11 protein-coding genes and 1 tRNA gene are annotated in these 15910 nt (G+C 66.6%); 11 read left to right on the forward strand and 1 reads right to left on the reverse strand.

The features are described from left to right. Positions 1-120 precede the first annotated feature (120 nt). Positions 121-1347 carry a pyridoxal phosphate-dependent aminotransferase gene (locus tag OG766_RS21075; protein WP_328725966.1) on the reverse strand — a complete coding sequence of 409 codons (1227 nt, stop codon included), beginning with the start codon at positions 1345-1347 and terminating at the stop codon, positions 121-123. 204 nt (positions 1348-1551) lie between these two features. On the opposite strand from OG766_RS21075, the gene OG766_RS21080 reads away from it, so the two are divergent. From OG766_RS21080 to rpsL, 11 genes are all read left to right on the forward strand, one after another. After that, positions 1552-1624 (forward strand) — tRNA-Trp (locus tag OG766_RS21080). 106 nt (positions 1625-1730) lie between these two features. Beyond that, entirely contained in the window at positions 1731-2018 is a 288-nt protein-coding gene (gene secE / locus OG766_RS21085; RefSeq protein WP_266381527.1) for a preprotein translocase subunit SecE, read from the forward strand. A gap of 74 nt (positions 2019-2092) precedes the next feature. Beyond that, positions 2093-3001, forward strand: coding sequence for a transcription termination/antitermination protein NusG (gene nusG / locus OG766_RS21090; protein WP_266381529.1), 909 nt, complete (start codon positions 2093-2095; stop codon positions 2999-3001). A 161-nt stretch (positions 3002-3162) separates the two neighbouring features. Continuing rightward, positions 3163-3597: a 50S ribosomal protein L11 gene (gene rplK, locus OG766_RS21095; RefSeq protein ID WP_003956479.1), complete on the forward strand. Its 435-nt coding sequence runs from the start codon at positions 3163-3165 to the stop codon at positions 3595-3597. Positions 3598-3676: 79 nt separating this feature from the next. After that, positions 3677-4399, forward strand: coding sequence for a 50S ribosomal protein L1 (gene rplA, locus OG766_RS21100; protein ID WP_266381532.1), 723 nt, complete (start codon positions 3677-3679; stop codon positions 4397-4399). 163 nt (positions 4400-4562) lie between these two features. Further along, the gene (locus OG766_RS21105) at positions 4563-5531 is read left to right on the forward strand and encodes a hypothetical protein (protein ID WP_266381535.1); all 969 of its coding nucleotides are present in this window, start codon (positions 4563-4565) and stop codon (positions 5529-5531) included. 279 nt (positions 5532-5810) lie between these two features. Beyond that, positions 5811-6341: a 50S ribosomal protein L10 gene (gene rplJ / locus OG766_RS21110; protein WP_266381538.1), complete on the forward strand. Its 531-nt coding sequence runs from the start codon at positions 5811-5813 to the stop codon at positions 6339-6341. Between the two features lie 111 nt (positions 6342-6452). Beyond that, on the forward strand, positions 6453-6836 hold the full coding sequence (gene rplL, locus OG766_RS21115; RefSeq protein ID WP_266381541.1) for a 50S ribosomal protein L7/L12: 384 nt from the start codon (positions 6453-6455) through the stop codon (positions 6834-6836). Between the two features lie 584 nt (positions 6837-7420). Next, positions 7421-10906, forward strand: coding sequence for a DNA-directed RNA polymerase subunit beta (rpoB, locus tag OG766_RS21120; protein WP_266381544.1), 3486 nt, complete (start codon positions 7421-7423; stop codon positions 10904-10906). Positions 10907-10997: 91 nt separating this feature from the next. Beyond that, a complete protein-coding gene (locus OG766_RS21125) occupies positions 10998-14897 on the forward strand; it encodes a DNA-directed RNA polymerase subunit beta' (protein ID WP_266381547.1) in 3900 nt (1299 codons plus the stop codon). A gap of 640 nt (positions 14898-15537) precedes the next feature. Then, on the forward strand, positions 15538-15909 hold the full coding sequence (gene rpsL, locus OG766_RS21130) for a 30S ribosomal protein S12 (protein WP_003948652.1): 372 nt from the start codon (positions 15538-15540) through the stop codon (positions 15907-15909). The last annotated feature ends 1 nt before the right edge of the window (position 15910 follow it).

Raw genomic sequence — 15910 nt, forward strand, 5'->3', positions numbered from 1 at the left:
GATCTTGCCGCACGTGTCGCCCGTCCGGCAGCCCCTTTCCCCGATCGGGTCCTTGCCCGAACGAAGAAACGGGCCCCCGGCCAACAGCCGGGAGCCCGTCCCACGAGCGAAAGCGGAACGTCAGTCCCGGGCCTCCGCGAGCAGCTTCTGCATCCGCGAGACACCCTCGACCAGGTCCTCGTCACCCAGCGCGTAGGACAGCCGCAGATAGCCCGGCGTACCGAACGCCTCGCCCGGTACGACCGCGACCTCGGCCTCGTCCAGGATCAGCGCCGCGAGCTCCACGGAGGTCTCCGGGCGCTTGCCACGGATCTCCTTGCCCAGCAGCCCCTTCACCGACGGGTACACGTAGAAGGCGCCCTCCGGCTCCGGGCAGAGCACGCCGTCGATCTCGTTGAGCATCCGCACGATCGTCTGGCGGCGGCGGTCGAAGGCCTCACCCATCTCGGCGACCGCGTCCAGGCTGCCGGAGACCGCGGCGAGCGCGGCGACCTGCGCCACGTTGGACACGTTGGAGGTGGCGTGGGACTGGAGGTTGGTCGCGGCCTTCACGACGTCCTTCGGTCCGACGATCCAGCCCACCCGCCAGCCGGTCATCGCGTACGTCTTCGCGACACCGTTGACGACGATGCACCGGTCGCGCAGCTCGGGCACGAGCGCCGGGATCGAGGTGAACTTCGCGTCGCCGTAGACGAGGTGCTCGTAGATCTCGTCCGTCAGCACCCACAGACCGTGCTCCAGCGCCCAGCGGCCGATCGCCTCGGTGTCCGCCTCGCTGTAGACCGCGCCGGTCGGGTTGGACGGGGAGACGAAGAGGACCACCTTGGTCCGCTCGGTGCGCGCCGCCTCCAGCTGCTCGACCGAGACCCGGTAGCCGGTGGTCTCGTCGGCCACGACCTCCACCGGGACACCGCCGGCCAGGCGGATCGACTCGGGGTACGTCGTCCAGTACGGCGCCGGGACGATGACCTCGTCGCCCGGGTCCAGGATCGCTGCGAAGGCCTCGTAGATCGCCTGCTTGCCGCCGTTGGTCACCAGCACCTGGGCCGGGTCGACCTCGTAGCCGGAGTCGCGGAGCGTCTTGTCGGCGATGGCCTTCTTCAGCTCGGGCAGGCCGCCGGCCGGCGTGTAGCGGTGGTACTTGGGGTTCTTGCAGGCCTCGATCGCGGCCTCGACGATGTAGTCCGGGGTCGGGAAGTCCGGCTCGCCCGCGCCGAAACCGATCACCGGACGGCCGGCGGCCTTGAGGGCCTTGGCCTTGGCGTCGACGGCGAGGGTCGCGGACTCGGAGATCGCGCCGATACGGGCGGAGACCCGGCGCTCGGTGGGAGGAGTTGCAGCGCTCATACGGCCATGGTCCCAGACCCCGGACCCCCCGGGCACAGCGGTTTCGAGGGTCGGACAGACAGCTGACAGGGCACGGACAGAATGCGGACAGGAACCGCCGCGAAGCTTTCTGTTCGACGCACGGGCTCTGACCACGTACACTCACTCGTCGTTGGCCCTCACCGACCACCTCTACTGATGCGGTAGGTTTGGGGGGAACCACAAAGGGTCGTAGCTCAATTGGTAGAGCACTGGTCTCCAAAACCAGCGGTTGGGGGTTCAAGTCCCTCCGGCCCTGCTACACACACCTTGTCCAGGATGTGTGCGCATGTACGTACTTCAATGCATCGCCGTGCGGCTCCACCGGGCGCGGCACGGCCACGACCCGGAATCAGGTGAGAGACGTGACGGACGCCGTGGGCTCCATCGACATGCCTGATGCCGAGGACGAGGCGCCCGAGTCTCGTAAGAAGACCCGGAAGGGCGGCAAGCGCGGGAAGAAGGGCCCTCTGGGTCGCCTCGCGCTGTTCTACCGTCAGATCGTCGCCGAGCTGCGCAAGGTCGTCTGGCCCACTCGCAGCCAGCTGACGACGTACACCACAGTGGTGATTGTCTTCGTTGTCATCATGATCGGCCTGGTGACCGTGATTGACTATGGCTTCCAGGAAGCAGTCAAGTACGTCTTCGGCTGATCCAGCGGAGGGCGCCTCATCGGCGCCCCTTTCGCATGTTCCACCCCATCTGTATCCAGGAAGAAGCAGCCACCGTGTCTGACCCGAACCTGAACGACGCCGTTGAGCCGAGCGACAGCCTCGAGTCCCCCGAGGACGCGCTCGACATCGTCGAGGCGGCCGATGAGGACCAGGCGGAAGCTGCTGACGCCGCTGCGGGCGAGCCGGCCGAGGAGGCCGCGACTCACGTAGAGGTCGAGGACGAGGACGCGGACGAGGCCGTCACCGAGGCCGGCGAGGACGAGGAAGCCGTCGAGGCGGCCGACGAGGAGCTCGCCGCGGAGGACGAGGACGACGACGAGGTCGAGGCAGAGCCCGAGGCCCCCGCCGACCCGATCGCCGCGCTCCGTGACGAGCTGCGTGGTCTGCCCGGTGAGTGGTACGTGATCCACACCTACGCGGGCTACGAGAAGCGCGTGAAGGCCAACCTGGAGCAGCGCGCCGTCTCGCTGAACGTCGAGGACTTCATCTACCAGGCCGAGGTGCCCGAGGAGGAGATCGTCCAGATCAAGAACGGCGAGCGCAAGAACGTCCGGCAGAACAAGCTGCCCGGCTACGTGCTCGTCCGGATGGATCTGACGAACGAGTCCTGGGGCGTCGTCCGCAACACCCCCGGCGTCACCGGCTTCGTCGGCAACGCCTACGACCCGTACCCGCTGACCCTGGACGAGATCGTCAAGATGCTCGCCCCGGAGGCCGAGGAGAAGGCCGCCCGCGAGGCCGCCGAGGCCGAGGGCAAGCCGGCTCCGGCCCGCAAGGTCGAGGTCCAGGTGCTGGACTTCGAGGTCGGCGACTCGGTCACCGTCACGGACGGCCCGTTCGCCACCCTGCAGGCCACGATCAACGAGATCAACGCCGACTCGAAGAAGGTCAAGGGCCTCGTCGAGATCTTCGGTCGCGAGACCCCGGTCGAGCTGAGCTTCGACCAGATCCAGAAGAACTAGCTCGTACAGAAGCTTCCGATCAGGTCAGAACGGCCCTCGTGGCCGTTCTGACCTGCTCGGTTTTTGGCCGCGCAGCCATACCCGTTATCGTTGTGCGGTATGCCTCCATCCGGATGATCGGGTGGAAGGCGGATAACTCTCACTAGGACCCGGAGAGAGCAATGCCTCCCAAGAAGAAGAAGGTCACGGGGCTGATCAAGCTCCAGATCCAGGCCGGTGCGGCCAACCCGGCTCCGCCGGTCGGTCCCGCGCTGGGTCAGCACGGCGTCAACATCATGGAGTTCTGCAAGGCCTACAACGCCGCGACCGAGTCGCAGCGCGGAATGGTCGTGCCGGTGGAGATCACGGTCTACGAGGACCGTTCCTTCACCTTCGTCACCAAGACTCCGCCGGCCGCCAAGCTGATCCTCAAGGCCGCGGGTGTGGACAAGGGCTCCGGCGAGCCGCACAAGACCAAGGTCGCCAAGCTGACGCGCGACCAGGTCCGTGACATCGCCACCACCAAGATGCCCGACCTGAACGCCAACGACCTGGACGCCGCCGAGAAGATCATCGCCGGCACCGCCCGTTCCATGGGCATCACGGTCGAGGGCTGATCAGCTCCCGCGAGACCACAGTGGCAGGGCCAGCGCCGGCCCGGACCACGACTCCGTACCTGAACCAACAGGAGAAGAAGTGAAGCGCAGCAAGGCTCTCCGCAACGCGGACGACAAGATCGACCGGGAGCGCAACTACGCCCCGCTCGAGGCCGTCCGTCTTGCGAAGGACACCGCCAGCACGAAGTTCGACGGCACCGTCGAGGTCGCCTTCCGCCTGGGTGTTGACCCGCGCAAGGCCGACCAGATGGTCCGTGGCACCGTGAACCTTCCGCACGGCACCGGTAAGACCGCCCGGGTCCTGGTCTTCGCGACCGGTGACCGTGCTGCGGCCGCGGAAGCCGCGGGCGCCGACATCGTCGGCTCCGACGAACTGATCGACGAGGTCTCGAAGGGCCGTCTGGACTTCGACGCCGTCGTCGCCACCCCGGACCTCATGGGCAAGGTCGGCCGCCTCGGCCGTGTGCTCGGTCCCCGTGGTCTGATGCCGAACCCCAAGACCGGCACCGTGACCATGGACGTCGCCAAGGCTGTCAACGACATCAAGGGCGGCAAGATCGAGTTCCGCGTCGACAAGCACTCGAACCTGCACTTCATCATCGGCAAGGTCTCCTTCGACGAGACCAAGCTGGTGGAGAACTACGCCGCGGCGCTGGACGAGATCCTCCGTCTGAAGCCGTCCGCCGCGAAGGGCCGCTACATCAAGAAGGCGACCCTGACCACCACCATGGGCCCCGGCATCCCGCTGGACTCCAACCGCACCCGCAACCTCCTCGTCGAGGAGGACCCGGCAGCTGTCTGACCGGGTCGAGCCCGACGGGCTCGTGTGCTGTGAGACCGGCCCCCGCACCTCTTCCGAGGCGCGGGGGCCGGTTTTTTGCAACGCCGGTGTCGGACCGGTGAGTTACCGTTCAGTTGGTCCCAATGGGCCGAAACAGCAGCGAATGATCTAGGGGTGGGGATTCATGGGCATGTCCGCATGGAAGCGCGCGGGCGTCTCTCTGACGGCCGTGGCGGTCGTCGCGGGTGTCGCGGGCTGTCAGGACGGCGACGAGAGCGGGAGCGGCAAGAAGAAGGCCGCCGAGGCGCCGAAGTCGCAGGTCCAGACGCAGGGCGAGATCACCGAGGTCATCCAGGCCGCCTACCGCAAGACGTCCGAGGCCAAGTCCGCCAAGGTCCGTATGACCATGTCGATGCCGGTCGGGGCGGGCGGCGGCGGCGAGGGCACGGTCGAGCTGACCGGCGTCCAGGGGTGGGACCCCGCGGTGATGGACGTCACCATGAAGGGCTCGGCCCTCTCGGCCGGTGACCCCGACGCCCCGTCCCAGGTGCGCATGGTCCTGGTGGACAACGCCATGTACATGGACATGGGCGCGAAGCAGGCCGCCGAGATGGACGGCAAGCGCTGGATGAAGCTGGACTTCCAGGCCGCGGCCGAGATCGCCGGCAGCGAGGCCATGAAGAAGCAGATGACCGGCAGCCTGGAGAACATGAACCAGGACCCGGCCCAGCAGCTCGCCCTGCTGCTGGACTCGCCGAACCTGAAGCACATCGGCCCGGAGAAGGTCGACGGCGCCCCGGCGCAGCACTACAAGGGCACGCTGACCTTCGAGGAGATGGTCGACGCCAACAAGTCCCTCGAGGTGCTCTCCGAGAAGGAGCGCAAGGAGCTGGTCGCCAACGTCAAGAAGGCCGGCGTCAAGGGCTACGACACCGAGCTCTGGGTCAACGAGGACAACTTCCCGGTCAAGATGGTCATCGGCATCAAGACCCCCCAGGGCACGGTCGACATGACGGCCCACTACTCCGACTACGGAGCCAAGGCCACCGTCCAGGCGCCGCCGGCGAAGGACACCTTCGACCTCTTCACGATGCTGAAGGAGCTGGAGAGCGCCGGGGCGGACGGCGGGACCGGCCCCGGGTCCGGCTCCTGACCACCCGCTTGGACCGATTTGCTTGACGCCGATCCGTTCGCGTACTCTTCCACGGAAGCCAAAGACCGCTGGTCGTTGCCGTGCCTGTCATGGGTGCGGCGGCCGAAGGATCCGCTAACTGCGGACGACCCGCGCAGGTGACTGTGGATGAGCTCCCGGACGTCGCTCTTCGATGAGTGCGGCCGGTCGAGCCACGCCCCGTGCGCCTGCGCCGGGGCGTTTCGTTTTGTTCAGCCCCTTCCGAGCGGTCCTCATCACCCGGAAGGAGGCCGACGCTCTATGGCAAGGCCCGACAAGGCTGCCGCGGTAGCCGAGCTCGCGGACCAGTTCCGCAGCTCGAACGCCGCCGTGCTGACCGAGTACCGGGGTCTCACCGTGGCGCAGCTCAAGACGCTGCGTCGTTCGCTCGGTGAGAACGCCCAGTACGCCGTGGTGAAGAACACGCTGACCAAGATTGCGGCCAACGAGGCCGGGATCACCTCGCTCGACGACCAGTTCTCTGGTCCGACGGCTGTCGCCTTCATCACCGGTGACCCGGTGGAGTCGGCGAAGGGTCTTCGTGACTTCGCCAAGGACAACCCGAATCTCATCATCAAGGCGGGTGTCCTTGACGGCAAGGCGCTGTCCGCCGATGAGATCAAGAAGCTTGCGGACCTCGAGTCCCGCGAGGTTCTGCTCGCCAAGCTGGCGGGCGCCTTCAAGGGCAAGCAGTCCCAGGCTGCTCAGCTCTTCCAGGCGCTCCCGTCGAAGCTCGTCCGCACCGTGGACGCGCTTCGTGCCAAGCAGGCCGAGCAGGGCGGTGCCGAGTAATTCGGCTCGCGCATTGATCCGCGCCGCCTAGCGCGCGGGTCGCAGCGGGCCAACGTACGCCCGCCTCACATGTACATCGGCACCAGCCGAATTAGTGGAAGGACCGCCACCATGGCGAAGCTCAGCCAGGACGACCTGCTCGCGCAGTTCGAAGAGATGACCCTCATCGAGCTCTCCGAGTTCGTGAAGGCCTTCGAGGAGAAGTTCGACGTCACCGCCGCCGCCGCGGTCGCCGTTGCCGGCCCCGCCGGCCCGGGCGTCGCTGCCGAGGCCGTCGAGGAGCAGGACGAGTTCGACGTCATCCTCACCGGCGCCGGCGAGAAGAAGATCCAGGTCATCAAGGTCGTGCGTGAGCTGACCTCCCTGGGCCTGAAGGAGGCCAAGGACCTCGTCGACGGCACCCCGAAGCCGGTCCTCGAGAAGGTCGCCAAGGAGGCCGCGGAGAAGGCTGCCGAGTCCCTCAAGGCCGCCGGCGCCTCCGTCGAGGTCAAGTAAGTACCTGCACGCGCCCACGGGCGCGTGGTGCGTGAGCGGGAGCCTTCCGGCCCCCGCGGTGTAACGCGCACACACTGAAGGGCGATCACCCATCCGGGTGGTCGCCTTTCGGCGTTCCGTGTACACCCGTGCGGTCGTCTTGCACTGTCCGCTGCGGAGAGTAAGGTGATCTTCGCCGTGCGCCAGGTGACGATCTCCACGGAGTGGGGGGCCTTGACGAACCGCACGCAGCGCGCAATTCTCAGGACGCGTCGTCACAACGGTCCAAGTTCGAGGCATGGATCGACGACCGAACGGGCAGTATCGGTGTGCGCCTCCCCGGCGCACGGCATACCGCGGAGTTGAGAACAACGAGGGTCTCGGTAAACCCGCCCTGGACATCAGTGGGCCAAGTGGCTACACTGACCCTTTGCGCTGCCTGTTAGCTGCCCCCTGCCCGTCACCAGGGGCATCCCCTCGCATGAGCACCGTTGACCGAATAGCCCTGACCTGGCCTTTTACGTCGGATCGGGAACGTCTGTCTCTGTGCCCGGCTTGGGACCGGTACGCGCGTAGTGAGTCCGAGCCCTCGGAAGGACCCCCTCTTGGCCGCCTCGCGCAACGCCTCGACCGCGAATACGAACAACGGCGCAAGCACCGCCCCGCTGCGCATCTCCTTTGCAAAGATCAAGGAGCCCCTCGAGGTTCCGAACCTCCTCGCGCTGCAGACCGAGAGCTTTGACTGGCTGCTCGGCAATGCCGCGTGGAAGGCTCGTGTCGAGGTGGCTCTGGAGTCCGGACAGGACGTCCCCACCAAGTCCGGTCTGGAGGAGATCTTCGAGGAGATCTCTCCGATCGAGGACTTCTCCGGGTCGATGTCGCTGACCTTCCGCGACCACCGCTTCGAGCCTCCGAAGAACTCGATCGACGAGTGCAAGGAGCGCGACTTCACGTACGCCGCCCCGCTCTTCGTCACGGCCGAGTTCACCAACAACGAGACCGGCGAGATCAAGTCCCAGACGGTCTTCATGGGCGACTTCCCGCTCATGACCAACAAGGGCACCTTCGTCATCAACGGCACCGAGCGTGTCGTCGTGTCGCAGCTGGTCCGCTCGCCGGGTGTCTACTTCGACTCCTCCATCGACAAGACGTCCGACAAGGACATCTTCTCCGCCAAGATCATCCCGTCCAGGGGTGCCTGGCTGGAGATGGAGATCGACAAGCGCGACATGGTCGGTGTCCGCATCGACCGCAAGCGCAAGCAGTCCGTCACCGTCCTCCTGAAGGCTCTCGGCTGGACCACCGAGCAGATCCTCGAGGAGTTCGGCGAGTACGAGTCGATGCGCGCCACCCTGGAGAAGGACCACACCCAGGGCCAGGACGACGCGCTGCTCGACATCTACCGCAAGCTGCGCCCGGGTGAGCCCCCGACGCGCGAGGCCGCGCAGACCCTTCTTGAGAACCTGTACTTCAACCCCAAGCGATACGACCTCGCCAAGGTCGGCCGCTACAAGGTCAACAAGAAGCTCGGCGCGGACGAGCCGCTGGACGCCGGCGTGCTCACCACCGACGACGTCATCGCGACCATCAAGTACCTGGTCAAGCTGCACGCCGGTGAGGTCGAGACGGTCGGTGAGAACGGCACGCAGATCGTCGTCGAGACCGACGACATCGACCACTTCGGCAACCGTCGTCTGCGTAACGTCGGCGAGCTCATCCAGAACCAGGTCCGTACGGGTCTCGCCCGTATGGAGCGGGTCGTGCGCGAGCGCATGACCACCCAGGACGTCGAGGCGATCACGCCGCAGACCCTGATCAACATCCGGCCGGTCGTCGCCTCCATCAAGGAGTTCTTCGGCACCAGCCAGCTGTCCCAGTTCATGGACCAGAACAACCCGCTCTCGGGCCTGACCCACAAGCGCCGTCTGTCGGCGCTGGGCCCCGGCGGTCTGTCCCGTGAGCGGGCGGGCTTCGAGGTCCGAGACGTGCACCCGTCCCACTACGGACGCATGTGCCCGATCGAGACCCCCGAAGGCCCGAACATCGGTCTGATCGGTTCGCTCGCCTCGTACGGCCGCGTCAACGCGTTCGGCTTCGTCGAGACGCCGTACCGCAAGGTCGTCGACGGCCAGGTCACCGACGAGGTGGACTACCTGACCGCCGACGAGGAGGACCGCTACGTCATCGCGCAGGCCAACGCCGCGCTGGGCGAGGACCTGCGCTTCTCGGAGTCCCGCGTGCTCGTCCGCCGTCGTGGCGGCGAGGTCGACTACGTGCCGCCGTCGGACGTGGACTACATGGACGTCTCGCCGCGCCAGATGGTGTCGGTCGCGACGGCCATGATCCCGTTCCTCGAGCACGACGACGCCAACCGTGCCCTCATGGGCGCGAACATGATGCGCCAGGCCGTTCCGCTCATCAAGGCGGAGGCCCCGCTCGTCGGCACCGGCATGGAGTACCGCTGTGCCACCGACGCCGGCGACGTCATCAAGGCGGAGAAGGACGGTGTGATCCAGGAGGTCTCGGCCGACTACGTCACCGTCACCAACGACGACGGCACGTACACCACGTACCGCATCGCCAAGTTCTCCCGCTCCAACCAGGGCACCTCGGTCAACCAGAAGGTCGTCGTCGCCGAGGGCGACCGCGTCATCGAGGGCCAGGTCCTCGCCGACGGCCCCGCCACCGAGAACGGTGAGATGGCGCTCGGCAAGAACCTGCTCGTGGCGTTCATGCCGTGGGAGGGTCACAACTACGAGGACGCGATCATCCTGTCGCAGCGCCTCGTGCAGGACGACGTCCTCTCCTCGATCCACATCGAGGAGCACGAGGTCGACGCCCGTGACACCAAGCTCGGCCCCGAGGAGATCACCCGGGACATCCCGAACGTCTCCGAGGAGGTCCTCGCCGACCTCGACGAGCGCGGCATCATCCGTATCGGTGCCGAGGTCGTCGCCGGCGACATCCTGGTCGGCAAGGTCACCCCGAAGGGCGAGACCGAGCTGACCCCGGAGGAGCGCCTGCTCCGTGCGATCTTCGGCGAGAAGGCCCGTGAGGTCCGTGACACCTCGCTGAAGGTGCCGCACGGCGAGACCGGCAAGGTCATCGGCGTCCGCGTCTTCGACCGCGAGGAGGGCGACGAGCTTCCCCCCGGTGTGAACCAGCTGGTGCGCGTGTACGTCGCGCAGAAGCGCAAGATCACCGACGGTGACAAGCTCGCCGGCCGTCACGGCAACAAGGGCGTCATCTCCAAGATCCTGCCGATCGAGGACATGCCGTTCCTGGAGGACGGCACCCCGGTCGACATCATCCTCAACCCGCTGGGTGTCCCGTCCCGAATGAACCCGGGACAGGTCCTGGAGATCCACCTCGGCTGGCTCGCCAGCCGCGGCTGGGACGTCTCCGGCCTCGCGGACGAGTGGGCGCAGCGCCTGCAGGCCATCGGCGCCGACCAGGTCGCGCCGGGCACCAACGTCGCGACCCCGGTCTTCGACGGTGCGCGCGAGGACGAGCTGGCCGGTCTGCTGCAGCACACCATCCCGAACCGGGACGGCGAGCGCATGGTGCTCCCGACCGGTAAGGCCCGGCTGTTCGACGGCCGCTCCGGTGAGCCGTTCCCGGACCCGATCTCGGTCGGGTACATGTACATCCTCAAGCTCCACCACCTGGTCGACGACAAGCTGCACGCCCGGTCGACCGGTCCGTACTCGATGATCACCCAGCAGCCGCTGGGTGGTAAGGCTCAGTTCGGTGGCCAGCGCTTCGGAGAGATGGAGGTGTGGGCGCTTGAGGCGTATGGCGCCGCGTACGCCCTCCAGGAGCTGCTGACCATCAAGTCCGACGACGTCACCGGTCGCGTGAAGGTCTACGAGGCCATCGTCAAGGGCGAGAACATCCCCGAGCCCGGCATCCCCGAGTCCTTCAAGGTGCTCATCAAGGAGATGCAGTCCCTGTGCCTCAACGTGGAGGTGCTGTCCTCGGACGGCATGTCCATCGAGATGCGCGACACCGACGAGGACGTCTTCCGCGCCGCGGAGGAGCTCGGTATCGACCTGTCCCGGCGCGAGCCGAGCAGCGTCGAAGAGGTCTGACGGGCCTGGCCGGGGCTCCCACCAAGAGCCCCGGCCGTCCCCGGACCCGTTCAGACCATTGAGACACGACCCTGAGAGGGATTGACGCATAGTGCTCGACGTCAACTTCTTCGACGAGCTCCGGATCGGCCTGGCCACCGCTGACGACATTCGTCAGTGGTCTCACGGCGAGGTCAAGAAGCCCGAGACCATCAACTACCGCACGCTCAAGCCCGAAAAGGACGGACTCTTCTGCGAGAAGATCTTCGGTCCGACCCGGGACTGGGAGTGCTACTGCGGCAAGTACAAGCGTGTCCGCTTCAAGGGCATCATCTGTGAGCGGTGTGGCGTCGAGGTCACCCGCGCCAAGGTGCGCCGTGAGCGGATGGGCCACATCGAGCTGGCCGCTCCCGTCACCCACATCTGGTACTTCAAGGGCGTTCCGTCGCGGCTGGGCTACCTGCTCGACCTCGCCCCGAAGGACCTCGAGAAGGTCATCTACTTCGCGGCGTACATGATCACGTACGTCGACGACGAGCGCCGCACCCGCGACCTGCCCTCGCTGGAGGCCCATGTCTCCGTCGAGCGCCAGCAGATCGAGAACCGCCGCGACGCCGACCTGGAGGCCCGCGCCAAGAAGCTCGAGGCCGACCTGGCCGAGCTGGAGGCCGAGGGCGCCAAGGCCGACGTGCGCCGCAAGGTGCGCGAGGGTGCCGAGCGTGAGATGAAGCAGCTGCGCGACCGTGCGCAGCGCGAGATCGACCGTCTCGACGAGGTGTGGAACCGCTTCAAGAACCTCAAGGTCCAGGACCTGGAGGGCGACGAGCTGCTCTACCGCGAGCTGCGTGACCGCTTCGGCACGTACTTCGACGGATCGATGGGTGCCGCGGCGCTGCAGAAGCGCCTGGAGTCCTTCGACCTGGAGGAGGAGGCCGAGCGTCTCCGCGAGATCATCCGTACCGGCAAGGGCCAGAAGAAGACCCGTGCGCTCAAGCGCCTCAAGGTCGTCTCCGCCTTCCTGCAGACCAGCAACAGCCCCAAGGGCATGGTGCTGGACTGCGTCCCGGTGATCCCGCCGGACCTTCGTCCGATGGTGCAGCTGGACGGTGGCCGCTTCGCGACCTCCGACCTGAACGACCTGTACCGCCGCGTCATCAACCGCAACAACCGCCTGAAGCGGCTTCTCGACCTCGGTGCGCCCGAGATCATCGTGAACAACGAGAAGCGCATGCTCCAGGAGGCCGTCGACGCGCTGTTCGACAACGGCCGCCGCGGTCGTCCGGTCACCGGTCCCGGTAACCGCCCGCTGAAGTCCCTCAGCGACATGCTGAAGGGCAAGCAGGGTCGCTTCCGTCAGAACCTGCTCGGTAAGCGAGTCGACTACTCGGCGCGTTCCGTCATCGTCGTCGGCCCGCAGCTGAAGCTGCACCAGTGCGGTCTGCCCAAGGCCATGGCGCTGGAGCTCTTCAAGCCGTTCGTGATGAAGCGTCTGGTCGACCTGAACCACGCGCAGAACATCAAGAGCGCGAAGCGCATGGTCGAGCGTGGCCGCACCGTCGTGTACGACGTCCTCGAAGAGGTCATCGCCGAGCACCCGGTGCTGCTGAACCGTGCGCCCACGCTGCACCGCCTCGGCATCCAGGCCTTCGAGCCGCAGCTGGTCGAGGGCAAGGCCATCCAGATCCACCCGCTCGTCTGCACCGCGTTCAACGCGGACTTCGACGGTGACCAGATGGCCGTGCACCTGCCGCTGTCCGCGGAGGCGCAGGCCGAGGCCCGCATCCTGATGCTGTCCTCGAACAACATCCTCAAGCCGGCCGACGGCCGGCCGGTGACCATGCCGACCCAGGACATGGTGCTGGGCCTCTTCTTCCTCACCACGGACGAGGAGGAGCGCGAGGTGCGCGGCGAGGGCCGTGCGTTCAACTCCACCGCCGAGGCGATCATGGCGTTCGACGCCCGGGAGCTCTCGCTCCAGGCGAAGATCGACATCCGCTTCCCGATCGGCACCGTCCCGCCGCGTGGCTGGACCCCGCCGGTCGCGGAGGAGGGCGAGCCGGAGTGGCAGCAGGGTGACTCGTTCCGTCTGCGGACGACCCTGGGCCGTGCGCTCTTCAACGAGCTGCTGCCCGAGGACTACCCGTTCGTCGACTACTCGGTGGGCAAGAAGCAGCTCTCCGAGATCGTCAACGACCTCGCCGAGCGCTACCCGAAGGTCATCGTGGCGGCGACGCTCGACAACCTGAAGGCGTCCGGCTTCTACTGGGCGACCCGTTCCGGTGTCACCGTGGCCATCTCCGACGTCGTCGTTCCCGAGGCGAAGAAGGCGATCGTCGCGGGTTACGAGGCGCAGGACGAGAAGGTCCAGAAGCAGTACGAGCGCGGTCTGATCACCAAGGACGAGCGCACGCAGGAGCTCATCGCGATCTGGACCAAGGCGACCAACGAGGTTGCCGAGGCCATGAACGAGAACTTCCCGAAGACCAACCCGATCTTCATGATGGTCAACTCGGGTGCTCGTGGAAACATGATGCAGATGCGTCAGATCGCGGGTATGCGTGGTCTGGTGTCGAACGCCAAGAACGAGACGATCCCGCGTCCGATCAAGGCGTCCTTCCGCGAGGGTCTGTCCGTGCTGGAGTACTTCATCTCCACGCACGGTGCCCGTAAGGGTCTCGCCGACACCGCCCTGCGTACGGCCGACTCGGGTTACCTGACCCGTCGTCTGGTCGACGTCTCGCAGGACGTCATCATCCGCGAGGAGGACTGTGGCACCGACCGCGGTCTGAAGCTGCGGATCGCCGAGCGCGGCGCCGACGGTGTCCTGCGCAAGGCGGAGGACGTCGAGACGTCCGTGTACGCGCGGATGCTCGCCGAGGACGTCGTCGTGGACGGCAAGGTCATCGCGCCGGCCAACGTCGACCTCGGTGACGTGCTCATCGACGCGGTCGTGGGCGCGGGTGTCGAGGAGGTCAAGACCCGCTCGGTCCTGACCTGTGAGTCCGCGGTCGGTACGTGTGCGTACTGCTACGGCCGTTCGCTCGCCACCGGCAAGCTGGTCGACATCGGTGAGGCGGTCGGCATCATCGCCGCCCAGTCCATCGGTGAGCCCGGTACCCAGCTGACGATGCGTACCTTCCACACCGGTGGTGTGGCCGGTGACGACATCACCCAGGGTCTGCCGCGTGTCGTCGAGCTCTTCGAGGCCCGTACCCCGAAGGGTGTCGCCCCGATCTCCGAGGCCGCCGGCCGCGTGCGGATCGAGGAGACCGAGAAGACCAAGAAGATCATCGTCACCCCGGACGACGGCAGCGACGAGACGGCGTTCCCGATCTCGAAGCGCGCCAAGGTCCTGGTGCGTGAGGGCGACCACGTCGAGGTGGGCCAGAAGCTCACCTTCGGTGCGACCAACCCGCACGACGTGCTGCGCATCCTCGGCCAGCGGGCCGTTCAGGTCCACCTGGTCGGCGAGGTCCAGAAGGTCTACAACTCGCAGGGTGTGTCGATCCACGACAAGCACATCGAGATCATCATCCGGCAGATGCTGCGCCGTGTGACGATCATCGAGTCCGGCGACGCGGAGCTGCTGCCGGGCGAGCTCGTGGAGCGCTCGAAGTTCGAGACCGAGAACCGTCGTGTGGTCACCGAGGGCGGTCACCCCGCCTCCGGCCGTCCGCAGCTGATGGGTATCACCAAGGCCTCGCTCGCCACCGAGTCGTGGCTGTCGGCGGCGTCCTTCCAGGAGACGACCCGGGTTCTGACCGACGCGGCGATCAACGCCAAGTCGGACTCCCTGATCGGCCTCAAGGAGAACGTCATCATCGGTAAGCTCATCCCGGCCGGTACGGGTCTGTCCCGCTACCGCAACATCCGGGTGGAGCCGACCGAGGAGGCCAAGGCCGCGATGTACTCGGCCGTCGGCTACGACGACATCGACTACTCGCCGTTCGGCACGGGCTCCGGCCAGGCCGTTCCGCTGGAGGACTACGACTACGGTCCGTACAACCAGTAAGGCGAATGTCTGAAGAAGGGCGGTCACCCCGTGGGTGGCCGCCCTTCGGCATTTCCGGGAATTCCCCGGAAAGGTGAATTGTGTTCTTTGCCGACCTGGCTGAGCGAGGGCCTCGTAGCCGTCTCACCTGCTGCGTCTGCCGTACAAGGGCTGGTGGCCGCCTGCCGGGGCCCGGTTTCGTGTACGCACCAGCGACCCTTTGGTGGCCAGGGGAAGGGAATGCGCGAATTCGACCGGAGGGCCGTGCTTCGGCGTGCGGATAAAGGCTGCGCCGGCCCTTTGTGAATACCCGGGGAGAACGAGCCCGGCGGGCCCTGGGCCGCCCCGGCGCGGAGATCGCCGAGCGCGGCGGGGGCTCCGCGCCTACCATGCCCTTGTCAGGCCGAGTGGGTGGCGACGCCGGTCCTGCGGCAGTTGTTTTGACCGAAGTGGATGCGCTAGGTACGCTCAGACCTTGTGCCTGGGGTGTGCCTGGGCTCCTGTGCGTGTCCTCAGCCGCACAGCGAGCCGAGACCGGCCACCGTAATCTGCGCCTTTTCCGCCTTCGGCGGGAGTCTGCAGCATTCGACACACCCGACCGCGTGGGTCGGCGACGTTCCAGGTTAGCTTTACTACACGGCACACAGAAACCGGAGAAGTAGTGCCTACGATCCAGCAGCTGGTCCGGAAGGGCCGGCAGGACAAGGTCGAGAAGAACAAGACGCCCGCACTCGAGGGTTCCCCTCAGCGTCGCGGCGTCTGCACGCGTGTGTTCACGACCACCCCGAAGAAGCCGAACTCGGCCCTCCGTAAGGTCGCGCGTGTGCGTCTGACCTCGGGCATCGAGGTCACGGCCTACATTCCGGGTGAGGGACACAACCTGCAGGAGCACTCCATCGTGCTCGTGCGTGGTGGCCGTGTGAAGGACCTGCCGGGTGTTCGCTACAAGATCATCCGCGGTTCCCTTGACACCCAGGGTGTCAAGAACCGCAAGCAGGCCCGCAGCCGCTACGGCGCCAAGAAGGAGAAGTAAG

The sequence above is a fragment of the Streptomyces sp. NBC_00259 genome (assembly GCF_036181745.1).
Lineage (GTDB): Bacteria > Actinomycetota > Actinomycetes > Streptomycetales > Streptomycetaceae > Streptomyces > Streptomyces pratisoli.